Below are 15,145 nucleotides of genomic sequence, written 5' to 3' on the forward strand. Positions count from 1 at the left end.
GCTGTCACCGCCCGCCTCACGGGCGTCAGCCGCTTCTTTTATCTAGAACATTTCAATGAAAATCGCGATCGTGGGCGCCGGCATCGTCGGCGTCACCACCGCCTGGGAACTGGTTTCCGACGGCCATGAAGTGAGCGTGTTCGAACGCCGCGGCGCCGCCGCCGAAGAGGCCAGCTTCGCCAACGCCGGCGTGGTCGCGCCGGGTTATGTCACGCCGTGGGCCGCACCGGGCATGCGCGGCAAGGTGCTGCGCTCGCTGCTGTCTTCGCACGGCGCCATCAAGCTGCGCTGGCCGCTGAGTTCGCGCGACCTCAGCTGGATGTCGCGCTGGCAGAAGGCCTGCAAGCTCGAGACCTACCTGGCCAACCGCGCCCGCATGCAGCGGCTGGCTTTCTACAGCCGCACCCGGCTGCACGCGGTGACCGAAGCGCGCGAGCTGAGCTACGAACGCAGCGACGGCTACCTGGTGCTGCTGCGTTCCAAGCGCGAGAAAAAACTGGTACAGCCCGGACTCGAGGTGCTGCGTTCGGCCGGCAGCGTGTTCCGCGAGATCGACGCCGACGAGGCCCGCCTGATCGAGCCCGCGCTCAACCCCGACACCCCGCTGGCAGGCGCGATTCACCTGCCAGAAGACGAGGTCGCGAACTGCCGCCAGTTCGCGCTACTGCTCAAGTGGGAAGCCGAGGCTTTGGGCGCGCAGTTCCATTTCAACTGCGACATCGCGCCGCTGAGCCGCGCCGCGCCCACCTCGCTGACGCTGGCCAGCGGCTCGGACGCGCTGCAGTTCGACGCCATCGTGGTCTGCGCCGGCCTGTCGTCCGCCGCGCTGCTGCGTCCGCTGGGACTGCGCATCCCGCTGGCGCCGGTCTACGGTCACTCGGTCAGCGCCCCGGTGCGCGAGCCGCTCAATGCGCCGCGCAGCGCGGTGATGGACGAGCGCTACAAGGTCGCCATCTCCCGCCTGGGCCAGCGCGTGCGCGTGGCCGGCAGCGCCGAGATCGGCGGCTCGCCCGACGCCATGAGCCCGGCCGCGATCCAGACGCTCTACAAGGTGCTACACGACTGGTTCCCCGGCGCTGCCACGTTGCAGTCGGGCATCCAGCAATGGAAGGGCGCCCGCCCGATGCTGCCCGACGGCCCGCCGGTGCTGGGTGCCAGCGGCATTCCCGGCGTGTGGCTCAACCTGGGCCACGGCTCGAGCGGCTGGGCGCTGTCGTGCGGCAGCGCGCGCGTGCTCGGCGACCTGATCTCAGGACAAGACCCCGGCATCGACCTCGAAGGCCTGGGGATCGAGCGGCTCAGTCTTTAGGACCCCAGCGGCGCAGTTGCTCGGGGGTGGCCCGTTTTTCCGCCGGCAGTTCGGGCCGGGGTGCCCAGCGTTGGGCGATCAACCCCAGGATCGCCGGCGCGATCAGCCCGAAGAACCCCAGCACCAGCAGGTCCAGGCCCAGCATTAGCCACTGCGTACCGGACCCTGCCTCGACCGGCACGTCGAGCCACCGGATCACGCCGATGCCATAGCCCACGCCCAGGGCCCAGGCGACGTCGCGCAGCGGCACCCGGCGCAACAGCTCGGCCAGCAGGAACAGCCCCCACACCACGATCAGCAGGCCGACCGCCCAGGCCACGCCGGCGATCATCGCTGCGGCCGTGCCAACGAACCCGGCCAGGCACGCCAGCAGCAGAACCAGCAACCAGCCGAAGGTCTTGAGCATCATCGGTCGATGATAGGAGGCGCGGCGCCGGCGGCACAATGGCTCGATGCATCGCATCACGTCCGCCAGCGCCGCCGACCTGTTCGACATCGCCGCCACGCGTCGCATCGAGCAGGCAGCAGCCTCCGCCCTTCCCCCTCATACGCTGATGCAGCGCGCCGGCCTCGCTGCCGCACGGCTCGCGATGGCGCTCGCGCCGCACGCGCGAACGATCTGGATCGCGTGTGGACCGGGGAACAACGGCGGCGACGGCTTCGAAGCCGCGGCGCAACTGCGGCATCGCGGCTTCTTTCCGGTCGTCACGTTCGTGGGCGATGAAGGCCGGCTGCCACCGGATGCCAAGGCGTCGCTGCAGCGTGCGCGCGATGCGGGCGTCACCTTCGCTTCGGCGCCACCATCAAGCTTCGAGCTGGCGGTGGATGCGCTGCTCGGCATCGGATCGACCCGCCCGCCGTCGGGCGCAATGGCCGAATGGCTTGCGCGGATGCACACGGGCGCACCACCGGTGCTCAGCCTCGACGTGCCCTCGGGCCTCGACGCCGACACCGGCATGCGGGCCTCCAACACAGATCAAGCATCGGCATCGGTCCGCACCACCCTCACCTTCCTCACGCTGAAACCCGGCTTGTTCACGGCGCAAGGCCGCGACGCAGCCGGCACGGTGTGGTTCGACGACCTGGGTTGCAGCGCTTTCATCCAGGAGCGAGCGACGGCCCGCCTCGCAGGCGCGCCCGATATCCAGCCGCGCACCCACGCCTCGCACAAGGGCAGCTACGGGGATGTCGCGGTGATCGGCGGCGCTTCGGGCATAGCCGGCGCTGCGCTGCTGGCCGGCTCGGCCGCGCTCCATGGGGGCGCGGGACGCGTGTTCGTCGGATTGCTCGATCCCCGCGCAGCGCCGGTCGACACCTCGCAGCCGGAGCTGATGCTGCGCGACGCCCACGCGCTGGACCTCGCGGGCATGACGGTCGTGTGCGGCTGCGGTGGCGGCGATGCCGTGCGCGAACTGCTGCCGCGCGTGCTGTCGATGGCCGCCGCGCTGGTGCTCGACGCCGACGCGCTCAACGCCATCGCCGCCGATCCGTCACTTCAGGTGCAACTGGTCGCGCGAAGCCGGGCCGGCGCTCCCACCGTGATCACGCCGCATCCATTGGAAGCCGCGCGCCTGCTCTGCGACACGACGGGTGGCGTGCAAGCCAACCGCCTGGCCGCGGCCCGCGCGTTGGCATCGCGCTTCGGCGCGGTGACAGTGCTCAAGGGGTCTGGAACAGTGATTGCCGACGCGAGCGACGAACCGCCGGTCATCAATCCGACCGGCAATGCCCGCCTCGCCACCGCAGGCACCGGCGATGTGCTCGCCGGCATGATCGGGGCGGCGCTCGCGATGCGCCGCCCCGCGTTCGAGGCAGCGTGCGAAGCCGTCTGGCAGCACGGCCGCATCGCCGACCTGTGGCCGGCCGATGCGGCCCCGCTCACGGCAGGCCCGCTGGCCCGCCGCGCGCCCGACTGAGCGCAGGACTCAGCCGCGCCCGACGAAGGGCATCTTCGTGGCCATGATGGTGTGAAAGAGCACGTTGGCTTCCAGCGGCAGGTTCGCCATGTAGAGCACCGACTGGCCGACGATCTTGACGTCGATCAGCGGCTCGATCGCGAGCTCGCCGTTGGCCTGCGGCACGCCGGTGGCCATGCGCGCGGCCAGCTCGGTCATGGCATTGCCCACGTCCACCTGCCCCACCGCGATGTCGTACTTGCGGCCGTCGAGCGAAGCAGTCTTGGTCAGCCCTTCGACCGCGTGCTTGGTCGAGGTGTAGGCGGCAGAATTCGGCCGTGGCGTGGTCGCCGAGATCGACCCGTTGTTGATGATGCGGCCGCCCCGCGGCGTCTGCGCCTTCATCGTGCGGAAAGCCTGCTGGATGCAGAAGAACATGCCGGTGAGGTTGATGTCCACCACGCCCTTCCACTGCTCGGGCGTCCAGTCCTCGAACGGTCCCGGCGGGTTGCCCACGCCGGCGTTGTTGAACAGCAGGTCGACGCGCCCGAAGCGCTCGACCGTGGCGCCGAACAGCGCCTGCACCGAGTCGGCATTGGCCACGTCGGTCGGCACCGCGAAGGCACGCGCACCCGCGCCCGATTCTTCCGCCACCTGCTCCAGCGGCTCGAGGCGGCGCCCCGCAAGGGCCACGCTCCAGCCGTCCGCCAGCAGGGTCAGCGCGGCCGCACGGCCGATGCCCGACCCCGCGCCCGTGACGATCGCGATGCGACCCTTGTTGTTTTCCACGCTCATGCTTCAAGTCTCCTTTTCAACTGATCCATACACACGGTAAGCAAACCGGTAGTGTGCACGGCGCGTCTCATCCGCGGCGGGGCTTGCGGCCCTTGCCCTGCATCTTGTTGGCGGCTTTCTTCACCGCCGACTTGAAGGCCTGCATGGCCGATTGCGGACCTGCGGGCACCGCAGCAGCGCCGCCGCCACCGTGCTCCGAACGCGACTCGCCACCGGCCTCCGCCTTGTGGCGGGAGCTTCGCTTGGCCGACGCCTTCACCGGCGCGCCGCCCTTGTCCTTCATGGCGCGCGAAGTCAGGTCCTCGCCTTCGCGCACGAGGCGGAAGTCGATCTTGCGGCCATCGAGGTCGACGCGGCTCACCTGCACCCGCACCCGCGTGCCAATGGCGTAGCGGATGCCGGTGCGCTCGCCGCGCAGTTCCTGGCGCATCTCATCGAACTTGAAGTACTCGCCGCCGAGCTCGGTGATGTGGACCAGGCCTTCGACGTACATCGCATCGAGCGTGACGAAGATGCCGAAGGTGGTGGCTGCGGTGACCACGCCGCCGTACTCCTCGCCGAGGTGCTCGCGCATGTACTTGCACTTGAGCCAGGCCTCGACGTCGCGGCTGGCTTCGTCGGCGCGGCGCTCGTTGGCGCTGCAATGCAGGCCGGCGGCTTCCCAGGCCAGCACTTCCTTGCTGGGCGCGACGGTCGCCTTCTGCGGCTTGTTGGTCGGCGCCTTGACGCGCGAGGCGAGCCGCTTGGCCAGCTTGGCATGCGCCTCGCCGGGCGTGGGCAGCATCGGCAACTGGTAGCGCGTCTTGCCGAGGATCGCCTTGATCACGCGGTGCACCAGCAGGTCGGGGTAGCGACGGATCGGGCTGGTGAAGTGCGTGTAGGCCTCGTAGGCCAGGCCGAAGTGACCGCTGTTGATCGGCGTGTAGATCGCCTGCTGCATCGAGCGCAGCAGCATGGTGTGGATCTGCTGCGCGTCGGGGCGTTCCTTGGTGGCTTCGGCGATCGCCTGGAACTCGCCGGGACGCGGCTCGTCGGTGATGCTCAGGCCGACACCCATGGCCTTCAGGTAGCCGCGCAGGATCTCCTTCTTCTCGGGCGTCGGGCCTTCGTGCACGCGAAACAGACCCGGGTGCTTGCCTTCGGCGATGAAGTCGGCGCTGCAGACGTTGGCGGCGAGCATCGCCTCCTCGATCAGGCGGTGCGCCTCGTTGCGCGTGCGCGGCACGATCTTCTCGATGCGGCCGGCGTCGTCGCAGATGATCTGCGTCTCAGTGGTTTCGAAGTCGACCGCGCCGCGCTTGCCGCGCTGCTTGAGCAGGGCCTTGTAGACGTCGGCGAGGTTCAGCAGGTCCTTGACGCGGTCCTTGCGCTTGGCCGCTTCGGGCCCGCGCGTGTTGCCGAGGATGGCGGCGACTTCGGTGTACGTGAAGCGCGCGTGGCTGAACATCACGGCGGGATAGAACTGGTAGGCGTAGATCTCGCCGTCTGCCGCAACCAGCATGTCGCACACCATGCACAGGCGCTCGACCTCGGGGTTGAGCGAGCACAGGCCGTTCGACAGCTTCTCGGGCAGCATCGGAATTACGCGGCGCGGGAAGTAGACGCTGGTGGCGCGGTCGTACGCATCGATGTCGATGGCCGAGCCGGTCTGCACATAAGCACTGACGTCGGCGATGGCGACCAGCAGGCGCCAGCCCTTGCCGCGCCCCACCTTCGCGGGCTCGCAGTACACGGCGTCGTCGAAGTCGCGGGCGTCTTCGCCGTCGATGGTGACGAGCGGCACGTCGGTGAGGTCGATGCGGCCCTTCTTGTCGGCGGGGCGCACCTTCTCGGGCAGGGCCTTGGCCTGCGCCAGGCACTCCGCGGAAAACTCATGCGGTACGCCGTACTTGCGCACGGCGATCTCGATCTCCATGCCGGGGTCGTCGATCTCACCCAGCACTTCTCTCACGCGGCCCACGGGCTGACCGAACAAGGCCGGCGGCTCGGTGAGCTGGACGACCACCACCTGGCCCACCTTGGCGGGGCCGGTGGCGCCCTTCGGGATCAGGACGTCCTGACCGTAGCGCTTGTCTTCCGGTGCAACGAGCCAGATCCCGCCTTCGTGCAACAGGCGGCCGATGATGGGCTGCTCTGGCCGCTCGACGATCTCGACCACGCGCCCCTCGGGGCGGCCGCGACGGTCCTGTCGCACGATGCGCGCCTTGACGCGATCCTTGTGCAGCACCGCGCGCATCTCGTTCGGCGGCAGGTAGATGTCTGCCTCGCCGTCGTCGCGCTGCACGAAGCCGTGCCCGTCGCGATGTCCTTGAACAGTTCCTTCGATTTCATCCAACAAGCTGCTGGAAGTGACATTATTTTTGATATGATCTCCTTCTTTCCTGAAATTCAAAACGTGGCTGCTTCTGCAGTCATGTGGGCCCAGATGGCGGAATTGGTAGACGCACTAGTTTCAGGTACTAGCGAGTAACATCGTGGAGGTTCGAGTCCTCTTCTGGGCACCAAGTTTAAACAGACCTTTACCAGGTCATCCGATTGAAGCCACCGGTCTCCGGTGGCTTTTTTCATGGCCGCTCGAAACTGCATCAAACGGGCGACGCGATCGTCAGATCGCACCCCTCGACGCCGGCCATGCACGCACGATCGCACCCACCCGCCTTCGGCAGGACACCCGCCGCACGAGCGATGTCGCGCAGAAGCTGAAATTTCGACACGCTCAAAAGAGCGCGCCAAATTTGTGTATATAATCGTAGTCTTTGCTGAGAAGCAAAATCAGCCCAGATGGCGGAATTGGTAGACGCACTAGTTTCAGGTACTAGCGAGTAACATCGTGGAGGTTCGAGTCCTCTTCTGGGCACCAAGATTGAACAGACCCTTACCAGGTCTTCTATAAAAAGCCACCGGCCTCCGGTGGCTTTTTTCTTGGCCATTTGAATCAGGTGCATCAAACGGGCAACGCGATCAGGTCGTGGCCTTCAGCGCCCACGATGCGTGCACGCGTGAACTCGCCGACCTTCATCGTCTTGCTGATCTTTTCAGGCGGCAACAGGCGAACAGTGCCGTCGATCTCCGGTGCATCGGCGTACGTGCGCCCCACCCCACCCTTGCGGCCCAGCGCCGGCGCTGAATCGACCAGCACCTGCATCGTCGAGCCGATGCGCTTTTGCAGCTTGGCGATCGACACGGCCTCGGCCACCTCCATGAAGCGGGCGCGGCGCGCTTCGCGCTCGGCCTCGGGCAGCATGCCCGGAATGTCATTGGCAGTGGCGCCCTCGACCGGGCTGTAGGCAAAGCAGCCCGCACGATCGATCTCGGCTTCGCGGATGAAGTCGAGCAGGTGCTCGAACTCCTGCTCCGTCTCGCCCGGGAACCCGGCGATGAACGTGCTGCGGATCACGAGCTCGGGGCAGGTCTCGCGCCAGCGCGCGATCCGCTCCAGATTCTTCTCGCCGCTGGCCGGCCGCTTCATGCGCTTGAGCACATCGGGGTGGCTGTGTTGCAGCGGCACGTCGAGGTACGGCAGCACCAGGCCGCTCGCCATCAACGGAATGATTTCGTCCACGCTCGGATACGGGTACACGTAGTGCAGGCGCACCCAGGCGCCATACGGCTCGGCAATTTCGCCTAGCGTGCGCACGAGTTCGAGCATGCGGGTCTTGACCGGCTTGCCATCCCAGAAGCCGGTGCGGTACTTCACGTCGACGCCGTAGGCCGAGGTGTCCTGGCTGATCACCAGCAGCTCTTTCACGCCGCCCTCGAACAGGGCCCTGGCTTCGCTGAGCACATCACCCACCGGACGCGAGACCAGGTCGCCGCGCATCGAGGGAATGATGCAGAAGGTGCAACGGTGGTTGCAGCCTTCGCTGATCTTCAGGTAGGCGTAGTGCCGCGGCGTCAGCTTGAGACCGGCCACCCCGAAGGTGTTCGGCACGAGATCGATGAACGGATCGTGCGGCTTCGGCAGGTTGGCGTGCACGGCATCCATCACCTCCTGCGTGGCATGCGGGCCGGTGACGGCCAGCACGCTGGGGTGCATCTGGCGAACGAGGTTGCCGCCTTGGTCGCCAGTCTTGGCGCCCAGACAACCGGTGACGATCACACGGCCGTTCTCGGCGAGCGCTTCGCCGATGGTGTCCAGGCTTTCTTTCACCGCATCGTCGATGAAGCCGCAGGTGTTGACGATGACGAGGTCGGCGCCCTCGAAGGTCTTGGCGGTTTGATAGCCCTCGGCACTCAGCTGGGTCAGGATCAATTCGGAATCGGTCAAGGCCTTGGGGCAACCAAGGCTGACGAAGCCGACCTTGGGGGCGGTCGGCGTGACGGTACGTTCAGGGGAGGCAACTTCGCTCATAGGCCTCTATTGTCCCAGCTATCGGTGACAGCGGGGCATTCATCGGGCAGTCACCCCATTCAGGCGGGCCGCCGCGCGGCGCTCAGGGGCGCTTGATGCCAAAGGCGCCCAGCACCTGCTCGGTGTTTTTCTGCATCTGCTCCTGCATCTGCAGGAAGACGTTCTTCGATTGCTCGACGTAGTTGCCCATCAGCCCCTGGATCATCGGCGACTGCATGGTCATGAAGCGCGACCACATTTCGGGCGTCAGGCCTTCGGCCTTTTCGGCGAGCTGGGCCTGCATCTCGGTCATGGCCTGGATGTTCTTCTCGAGGTACGGGCCCATGTAGCCCTGCATGGCCTGGCCGTAGAAACGGATGATGTTGGCCAGCACCTGCTCGGTGAACATCGGCGCGCCGCCGGCCTCTTCTTCCAGGATGATCTGCAGCAGGATGCTGCGCGTGAGGTCGTCGCCAGTCTTGGCGTCGCGCACCACGAACTGCGCGTTCTTGATGACCAGCTGCTTGACCTCGGTCAGCGTGATGTACGTGGATGTCTCCGTGTCGTAGAGCCGTCGGTTGGGGTACTTCTTGATCACACGCTGGACCGGCTTCACCCCGGACTTCTTGCTCTGCACTACAGACTCCTTCACATGGACGCCCATGTCATCGGATGATTCTAGGGAGCGGTTTTGCTGCATCGCGACAAGGTTTACCCTGACCGTGATTCTTCTTCAGGCGTCCGGCGCCGTCGCGTACTCGGCACCGCACGCATGACACGCTGCAGTTTCGGGACGCTCCGGGGTCGACAGCCTGAATCGCAGCGGGATCTTCTGCCCGTAGACCACCCAGCACCGGGGGCAATGCTCCTGCCCCGCCGTCGGAAGATAGGCGCGTGCGCGCTGCTCGGCGCGCTCCTCGGTCACCGGCATGCCCTGTCGTTGCGCACGCGCCACTTCGCGTGCAGCCATGGTATCGGCGCGGCCGGCGACAAGATCATTGATGCCGTAGACCGCGCGCGCGAATTCAAGAGGGGCTTGCTTGAGCAATGCGGCCACGCGGTGGTCGGCGTGCGCCCGATCAACAGACGTTGATCGCGTATTCATCAGATCGCTTATCAAGGAAATTCGAGAAGGTTGGCAGACCGCTCAAGGTAGCACAACCACATGGCTCAGGCACCTTGCCTGCACCGCGCGAAGGGCCGCCCGTGAAAGGGGTTTTCGCTTGCGCCGATCACTCAGGACGACCGGGCGAATCCAGAGACAAACACGTCGTCCAAACGACGAACGGGTTGCAGCGAAATCGCTGCAACCCGTGTTTGAATTTGGTAGGCGCGATTGGATTCGAACCAACGACCCCCACCATGTCAAGGTGGTGCTCTAACCAACTGAGCTACGCGCCTAAGAGAAGCATCGAGTATAGCAGGAGAAATGGCCCTTTTCAGCGCCGACGTGCAGATCGCACACCAGTCACTGCAGTCACCACACTCAACACCTGCGTCAAACGCGCGGCATCGGCGATTTCCACAGTGAACGTCATCCACGCCGTGCCCTTGATCGACTGCGTCTGCACGCCGATCACGTTCATCTTTTCGCGTGCAAACACGTCGGAGATATCGCGCAGCAACCCTTGGCGGTCGGCTGCTTCCACAGCCACATCCACTGCATAGACCGGCGCATCGGCGCCCTTCTTCGGCAGGCCCCATTCGACATCGATCACGCGTTCGCCGTCCTTCGCGGCCATCGTGCGGAAGTTGCTGCAATCTGCGCGATGCACGCTGACGCCATGGCCGCGCGTGACGAAGCCACGGATTGCATCCGGCGGCGCCGGCTTGCAGCACTTGGCGAGCTGCGTCATCAGCGACGACACGCCCACCACGAGCACGCCGCCCTTGCCCGACTTCTCGCTGCCGCGCGCCTTCTTGATCTGCACGCCGTCGTCAGGGTTCAGCGCCGGCTCGGGCGGACGCAGCAGCGTCTCGATGTTGCGCAGCGAGAACTCGTCCTTGCCGACCACCTCGAACAGATGATCCGCCGACTTGAAGCCGAGTTGCGACGCCAGGTCTTCGAGCCGCATGGCCGTCTTGCCTTCGCGCTGCAGCAGCTTCTCGACGGCTTCACGTCCGCGCGCCACGGTCTCGTGCGTGATCTGCGCGTTGAACCAGGCGCGCACCTTGGCGCGTGCGCGGTGGCTCGCCAGATAACCGAGCTCCGCATTCAGCCAGTCGCGCGACGGACCGCCTTCCTTGGCCGCCATGATCTCGACCGTCTGCCCGTTCGACAGCGGGGTGTTGAGCGGCACCATCGCGCCATCGACACGCGCACCGCGGCAGCGATGCCCCAGCGTCGTGTGCACCGTATAGGCGAAGTCGACCGGCGTCGCGCCCTGCGGCAACTCGACGATGGCGGCATCGGGCGTGAGCACATAGATGCGGTCGTCGAACAGCCCCTGCCCCTGCAACCCACCCGACAGGTCGCGTTCCCAGGCCAGCAGCTGGCGCAGCACGGCAATCTTGGCGTCGTACTCGCCGCTCGCCCAGACACCGGCGTAGCCCTTGTGGCCCGCTTCCTTGTAGGCCCAGTGCGCCGCCACGCCATGCTCGGCATGGTCATGCATTTCCTCGGTGCGGATCTGGATCTCGATCGGCTTGCCCACCTTGCCGTCGACGATCTCGCGCACCACCGTGTGCAGCGACTGGTAGCCGTTCGGCTTGGGCCGCGCGATGTAGTCGTCGAACTCCTCGTCGATGGGCTGGAAGTGCGAGTGCACCCAGGCCAGCGCGGCATAGCAGTCCTTCACGTCCGGCACCACCACGCGCAGCGCGAGGATGTCGAAGACCTGCTCGAAGTCGAGCGACTTGCCGCGCATCTTCTTGACGATGCTGTAAATGTTCTTCGGGCGTCCCTGCACCGTGGCCTTGACGCCTTCGGCCTGCAGTTCGTGCTCCAGCTGCGAACGCAACTGCTCGACGTGGCCTTCGCGCTCGATGCGCTTCTCGTCGAGCAGCCGCGCGATCAGCTTGTAGGTCTCGGGCTCGAGAAAGCGGAACGAGAGATCTTCGATCTCCCACTTCACCTGCCAGATGCCCAGCCGGTTCGCAAGCGGCGCAAACACCTGCAGCGACTCGCGCGCCACGCTCTCGGGCGCGGGCTGCTTGCTGGCTGCCGCGTGCCGCAGCGTCTGCAGGCGCGAGGCCAGCCGCAGCATGACCACGCGCAAGTCGCGCGAGAACGCCAGCAGCATCTTGCGCACGTTCTCGGTCTGTGCGCCGGCGCCTTCGGCGTGGTGCCCTTGAGAGGCGGTGCGCGCCTGCTCCTGCACGCGCACGAGCTTGGTGGTCTCGACCGCGAGCGCCGCGAAGTTGTCGCCGAAAACCTTGGCGATCACTTCCTGCGGGCGGTTCAGGTGCTGGCACGAATACACGAGGTAGCTCGCGGCCTGCATCGCCTCGGAGCCGCCCATCTTCGCGACGATGGCGGCCACCGCATCGGCGTGCGCCAGCGTGTTCTCGCCGGTGTCGAGCTTTTCGTCGGCGATCAGCGGCTCGGCGAACGCGCGGGCGCGCGCCAGCATGTTCTCCATGACCGGCGAGCGGTCGGCCGTGGCGGCCGACAGCGGGTAATCGACCATGACGCCGTCGGACAGGGGTGCCGTCTGAAGGTTCGCAGACTCTCGCTTCACGATGCCCTCAATCGAACAGGAAATTCGTGACGACGGCGACCTGTGCGGGATCGACGAAAGTCGGCGCGTGCCCCACGCCCTCGAACTCGACGAGCGTGGCACGCGGCCCGCGCTGCGTCATCGCGGCCGCCGTTTCGGGCGACAGCAGGTCGGACGCCGCGCCGCGCGTGAGCAGCGCGCGCGCCTCGATGGCGTCGTACAGGCTCCACATCACCGCCCCGCCCTGCGCCGCGATCTCGGGCGTGATGGCCCGCAACGGCACGCCGATGGCCGGGTCGTAGTGCAGCACCCAGGCGCCCTCGCCCACCGGGCCGGCACTGGCGGTCTTGGCGGCACCGTCGGCGCTGCGCTCAGAAGCCGGCACCACCATGTGCTGCGACAGCGCGCGCCACTGCTCGGGCGTGTGCGGCCCGAACGTGGTCGACAGGGCCCACATCGCATCGGCCGCAGCCTGCACGCTCGGAAACCGGCCGCTCTTGCCCACATACGCGCCGATGCGCTGGATGGCGGCGGGCTCGACCGTGGGGCCGACATCGTTCGCGACGAAACGGCGAATGGGCCGCGGCAGCGGCAGCTCCTTGTGGCCGGCCAGCACGAAGCCGATCAGCCCGCCCATGCTGGTGCCGACGTAGTCGAGCGTGTCGATGGGATGCTCGCCGTGCAGTTGCGCGATCAGCGCCACCATGTCGGCCGCATACACAGGCACTTGATAGAAAGCAGGGTCGCGCAGCCAGTCGCTGCGGCCGCGCCCGACCACGTCGGGACAGACCACGCGCACGTCGCCGCCCGCGCGCGCCACGATGGCTTGCGCGAGCACGTCGAAATCGCGGCCCTGCCGGGTCAGCCCGTGCACGCAGACCACGACATGCGCGCTGTGCGCGTCGCCCCATTGCCAATAGGCCATGCGATGACCGCCCTGGGCGTCGTTGCAGGCCACGTCGTGAAGGGTCGGTTCTGTCATGGAAACGGAGGGGTTCGGGTGCGGATAATGGTCTCGTTGCATCCTAATTCATCCGGAGATTGATCTTCATGCTCAAAGGCAAAACCGCGCTTGTCACGGGGTCCACCAGTGGCATTGGCTTCGCCATCGCCAAGGCGCTGGCCCAACAGGGCGCACACATCGTGCTCAACGGTTTCGGCGACGCCGACACCCCAAAGACCCAGATCGAGGCGCTCGGCGTGCGTGCCGAGTACCACGGGGCCGACATGAGCAAGCCCGACCAGATCGAGGACATGATGAAGTTCGCGGCGTCGAAGTTCGGCCGTGTCGACATCCTCGTCAACAACGCCGGCATCCAGCACGTCGCCAAGGTCGAGGACTTCCCGACCGAACGTTGGGACGCGATCCTCGCCATCAACCTCACGAGCGCCTTCCACACGACGCGTCTGGCGATCCCCGCGATGCGCGAGGCCAACTGGGGCCGCATCATCAACGTGGCGTCGGCGCACGGGCTCGTGGCCTCGGCGCAAAAGTCCGCCTATGTCGCAGCCAAGCACGGCATCGTCGGCCTGACCAAGTCGGTGGCGCTCGAAACCGCCACCACCGGCGTCACCTGCAACGCGATCAGCCCGGGCTGGGTGCTCACGGCGCTGGTGCAAAAGCAGATCGACGACCGCGCGGCCCGCGAAGGCATTTCGGCCCTCCAGGCGCAGAACGAATTGCTGGGGGAAAAGCAGCCCTCGCTGCAGTTCACGACGGTCGAGCAACTGGGCGGGCTGGCCGTCTTCCTGAGCTCTCCCGCGGCCGATCAGGTGCGGGGCGTCGCCTGGGCCATGGATGGCGGCTGGACGGCTCAGTAAATAAACAGAGACAACGAAAAAACGCCGGCGGCACTCGCCCGCCAGCGCTGCGCTCTTTGCCTTCTTACTTGAGCTGCACCGAGCCGGAGACGTTCACGACCACGCTGGTCTTGCCCGCTTCCACCGGCACGGCCGAATCGGCGGCCGAGAACGACTTGGCCTGCATGGCCATCACGCGCGGACGGATCGGGCCGCTGTCGTTCGCGTTCACCGACACCTCGCGCAGCGTGTAGCCGCCGAAGCCGAAGCCCTTGGCCAATTCGCCGGCCTTCTGCTTGAAGTTGTCGATGGCGATGTTCTGCGCCTCGGTCTCGGTCTTGGCGCGCTGCTCGCGGCTCAGGCCGAAACCGACGTTGCCCACGCTGAGCGTGCTGATGCGCCCGGCCGTCTGGGTGATGCGCGCGAAGTCACGGCCTTCGAGCACGAGTTCGGTCGAACCCTGCCAGCCGTTGATCTTGCCGTCCTTGGTGTAGCGCGGCGAGAGGCTGAAGTTGCCGGTGCGCACGTCGAGCTGGCCCGGCTGTGCATTCTTCTTGGCCTCGGCCAGCGCGGCGTCCAGCGCGGTCTTGAGCTGGGTCTGCACGGTGCCCGCCTCGGCGGCGTCGCGCGTGGTGACGAGGGTCATGCTCAGCAGGTCTTGCTGAACTTCGACGGTGCCGGAAGCCGACAGCTGGAGCACGTTTTGTGGAGCAGGCATGACGGCATTCTGGGCCAAGGCGGCCCCGGCAAAGGTCAGCGCGGCGCAGGCCGCGATCAATTGAACAGTCTTCAAGACAGATTTCTCCCTGGTGGATGCGAGGAAAGCCCTCGCCCGCGCCTTCTTCTTCAGTGGCGCAGGCTGCGCGGCGCGGTTTGCGGACTGGCGACGGGCTGCGGTACCGGCACGATGCGCTCGGCAGGCTGTGATTCTGCCGAATTCAGAAGTACACCCGTTCCCGCGGGCACCCACTGCCCCCGGACCTGCTGCCTCAGCTCGAAGAGTTCGCCCGCCGTGAGACGGCGCCCCGCCAGCGCTTCGCCGCGGCGCTGCTCTTCCCGCTGGGCCGCCCGGTGCGCGGCCACGGCATCGCGCACTTCGCTGCGGCGCCCTTCACTGACCCGCAAAAACCCTTCGGAAGCGACGGACGTCGCACCACAGGCGCATGCGAAAAAAAGCAGAGGCAAGGCAGAAAAAGAAGGTCTCATCGCGCAATCGTCATAAGGCAGCACGGACTGTGCCACCGCCGGGCAAAGCCCGGATGACCAGACGGCGAGCGGCCGCAAGTTGTGTAACTTAGTGTCAACCACTACGGAATTCGGCAGCAATGGGGTCCTAACGCCTTCAGAATCGGCGCTG

13 protein-coding genes and 3 tRNA genes are annotated in these 15,145 nt (G+C 66.5%); 5 read left to right on the forward strand and 11 right to left on the reverse strand.

The window, feature by feature from the left end; translation table 11 throughout:
- Positions 1–55 precede the first annotated feature (55 nt).
- Positions 56–1,309 (forward strand): D-amino acid dehydrogenase, encoded by a 1,254-nt coding sequence (locus AC57B8_RS26445; RefSeq protein WP_496481226.1) that lies wholly within the window; start codon positions 56–58, stop codon positions 1,307–1,309.
- On the opposite strand, the gene AC57B8_RS26450 is transcribed toward AC57B8_RS26445, so the two are convergent.
- Positions 1,299–1,718 (reverse strand): hypothetical protein, encoded by a 420-nt coding sequence (locus tag AC57B8_RS26450; RefSeq protein ID WP_496481227.1) that lies wholly within the window; start codon positions 1,716–1,718, stop codon positions 1,299–1,301. The genes AC57B8_RS26445 and AC57B8_RS26450 overlap by 11 nt on opposite strands.
- Positions 1,719–1,761: 43 nt before the next feature.
- On the opposite strand from AC57B8_RS26450, the gene AC57B8_RS26455 reads away from it, so the two are divergent.
- Positions 1,762–3,225: an NAD(P)H-hydrate dehydratase gene (locus AC57B8_RS26455; RefSeq protein WP_496481228.1), complete on the forward strand. Its 1,464-nt coding sequence runs from the start codon at positions 1,762–1,764 to the stop codon at positions 3,223–3,225.
- A 9-nt stretch (positions 3,226–3,234) separates the two neighbouring features.
- Here the strand turns inward: AC57B8_RS26455 and AC57B8_RS26460 are convergent, their stop codons facing one another.
- On the reverse strand, positions 3,235–3,999 hold the full coding sequence (locus AC57B8_RS26460) for an SDR family oxidoreductase (protein ID WP_496481229.1): 765 nt from the start codon (positions 3,997–3,999) through the stop codon (positions 3,235–3,237).
- 67 nt (positions 4,000–4,066) lie between these two features.
- Complete coding sequence (gene rnr / locus AC57B8_RS26465; RefSeq protein WP_070060522.1) at positions 4,067–6,337, reverse strand: ribonuclease R; 2,271 nt, start codon at positions 6,335–6,337, stop codon at positions 4,067–4,069.
- An 81-nt stretch (positions 6,338–6,418) separates the two neighbouring features.
- Here rnr and AC57B8_RS26470 point away from each other — a divergent pair.
- Positions 6,419–6,503, forward strand: a tRNA-Leu gene (locus AC57B8_RS26470).
- 271 nt (positions 6,504–6,774) lie between these two features.
- Positions 6,775–6,859 (forward strand) — tRNA-Leu (locus tag AC57B8_RS26475).
- A gap of 84 nt (positions 6,860–6,943) precedes the next feature.
- Here AC57B8_RS26475 and rimO read toward each other — a convergent pair.
- From rimO to AC57B8_RS26505, 6 genes are all read right to left on the reverse strand, one after another.
- On the reverse strand, positions 6,944–8,350 hold the full coding sequence (gene rimO / locus AC57B8_RS26480; RefSeq protein ID WP_496481230.1) for a 30S ribosomal protein S12 methylthiotransferase RimO: 1,407 nt from the start codon (positions 8,348–8,350) through the stop codon (positions 6,944–6,946).
- A gap of 82 nt (positions 8,351–8,432) precedes the next feature.
- Positions 8,433–8,993 carry a polyhydroxyalkanoate synthesis repressor PhaR gene (phaR, locus tag AC57B8_RS26485; RefSeq protein WP_062480702.1) on the reverse strand — a complete coding sequence of 187 codons (561 nt, stop codon included), beginning with the start codon at positions 8,991–8,993 and terminating at the stop codon, positions 8,433–8,435.
- Between the two features lie 69 nt (positions 8,994–9,062).
- Positions 9,063–9,386: a hypothetical protein gene (locus AC57B8_RS26490; protein ID WP_496481231.1), complete on the reverse strand. Its 324-nt coding sequence runs from the start codon at positions 9,384–9,386 to the stop codon at positions 9,063–9,065.
- A gap of 267 nt (positions 9,387–9,653) precedes the next feature.
- Positions 9,654–9,730: transfer RNA gene (locus AC57B8_RS26495), tRNA-Val, on the reverse strand.
- Positions 9,731–9,768: 38 nt separating this feature from the next.
- Positions 9,769–11,958 carry a RelA/SpoT family protein gene (locus AC57B8_RS26500; protein ID WP_062480706.1) on the reverse strand — a complete coding sequence of 730 codons (2,190 nt, stop codon included), beginning with the start codon at positions 11,956–11,958 and terminating at the stop codon, positions 9,769–9,771.
- Between the two features lie 58 nt (positions 11,959–12,016).
- Positions 12,017–12,970, reverse strand: coding sequence for an alpha/beta fold hydrolase (locus tag AC57B8_RS26505; RefSeq protein ID WP_496481232.1), 954 nt, complete (start codon positions 12,968–12,970; stop codon positions 12,017–12,019).
- Positions 12,971–13,038: 68 nt separating this feature from the next.
- On the opposite strand from AC57B8_RS26505, the gene AC57B8_RS26510 reads away from it, so the two are divergent.
- Positions 13,039–13,809 carry a 3-hydroxybutyrate dehydrogenase gene (locus tag AC57B8_RS26510; RefSeq protein ID WP_095747591.1) on the forward strand — a complete coding sequence of 257 codons (771 nt, stop codon included), beginning with the start codon at positions 13,039–13,041 and terminating at the stop codon, positions 13,807–13,809.
- A gap of 64 nt (positions 13,810–13,873) precedes the next feature.
- Here AC57B8_RS26510 and AC57B8_RS26515 read toward each other — a convergent pair whose 3' ends face one another.
- Positions 13,874–14,581 carry an SIMPL domain-containing protein gene (locus AC57B8_RS26515; RefSeq protein ID WP_062480709.1) on the reverse strand — a complete coding sequence of 236 codons (708 nt, stop codon included), beginning with the start codon at positions 14,579–14,581 and terminating at the stop codon, positions 13,874–13,876.
- 53 nt (positions 14,582–14,634) lie between these two features.
- A complete protein-coding gene (locus tag AC57B8_RS26520; RefSeq protein WP_223301309.1) occupies positions 14,635–15,072 on the reverse strand; it encodes a hypothetical protein in 438 nt (145 codons plus the stop codon).
- Positions 15,073–15,145: the final 73 nt, after the last annotated feature.

The organism is Variovorax sp. BGA-UO-ETr-C22, assembly GCF_059567965.1.

What these genes read in the sequence shown, in the direction of transcription:
- AC57B8_RS26445 (WP_496481226.1), top strand. Translation starts at nt 56, where the DNA reads ATGAAAATCGCGATCGTGGGCGCCGGCATCGTCGGCGTCACCACCGCC.
- AC57B8_RS26450 (WP_496481227.1), bottom strand. Translation starts at nt 1,718, where the DNA reads ATGATGCTCAAGACCTTCGGCTGGTTGCTGGTTCTGCTGCTGGCGTGC.
- AC57B8_RS26455 (WP_496481228.1), top strand. Translation starts at nt 1,762, where the DNA reads ATGCATCGCATCACGTCCGCCAGCGCCGCCGACCTGTTCGACATCGCC.
- AC57B8_RS26460 (WP_496481229.1), bottom strand. Translation starts at nt 3,999, where the DNA reads ATGAGCGTGGAAAACAACAAGGGTCGCATCGCGATCGTCACGGGCGCG.
- rimO (WP_496481230.1), bottom strand. Translation starts at nt 8,350, where the DNA reads ATGAGCGAAGTTGCCTCCCCTGAACGTACCGTCACGCCGACCGCCCCC.
- phaR (WP_062480702.1), bottom strand. Translation starts at nt 8,993, where the DNA reads ATGGGCGTCCATGTGAAGGAGTCTGTAGTGCAGAGCAAGAAGTCCGGG.
- AC57B8_RS26500 (WP_062480706.1), bottom strand. Translation starts at nt 11,958, where the DNA reads ATGGTCGATTACCCGCTGTCGGCCGCCACGGCCGACCGCTCGCCGGTC.
- AC57B8_RS26505 (WP_496481232.1), bottom strand. Translation starts at nt 12,970, where the DNA reads ATGACAGAACCGACCCTTCACGACGTGGCCTGCAACGACGCCCAGGGC.
- AC57B8_RS26510 (WP_095747591.1), top strand. Translation starts at nt 13,039, where the DNA reads ATGCTCAAAGGCAAAACCGCGCTTGTCACGGGGTCCACCAGTGGCATT.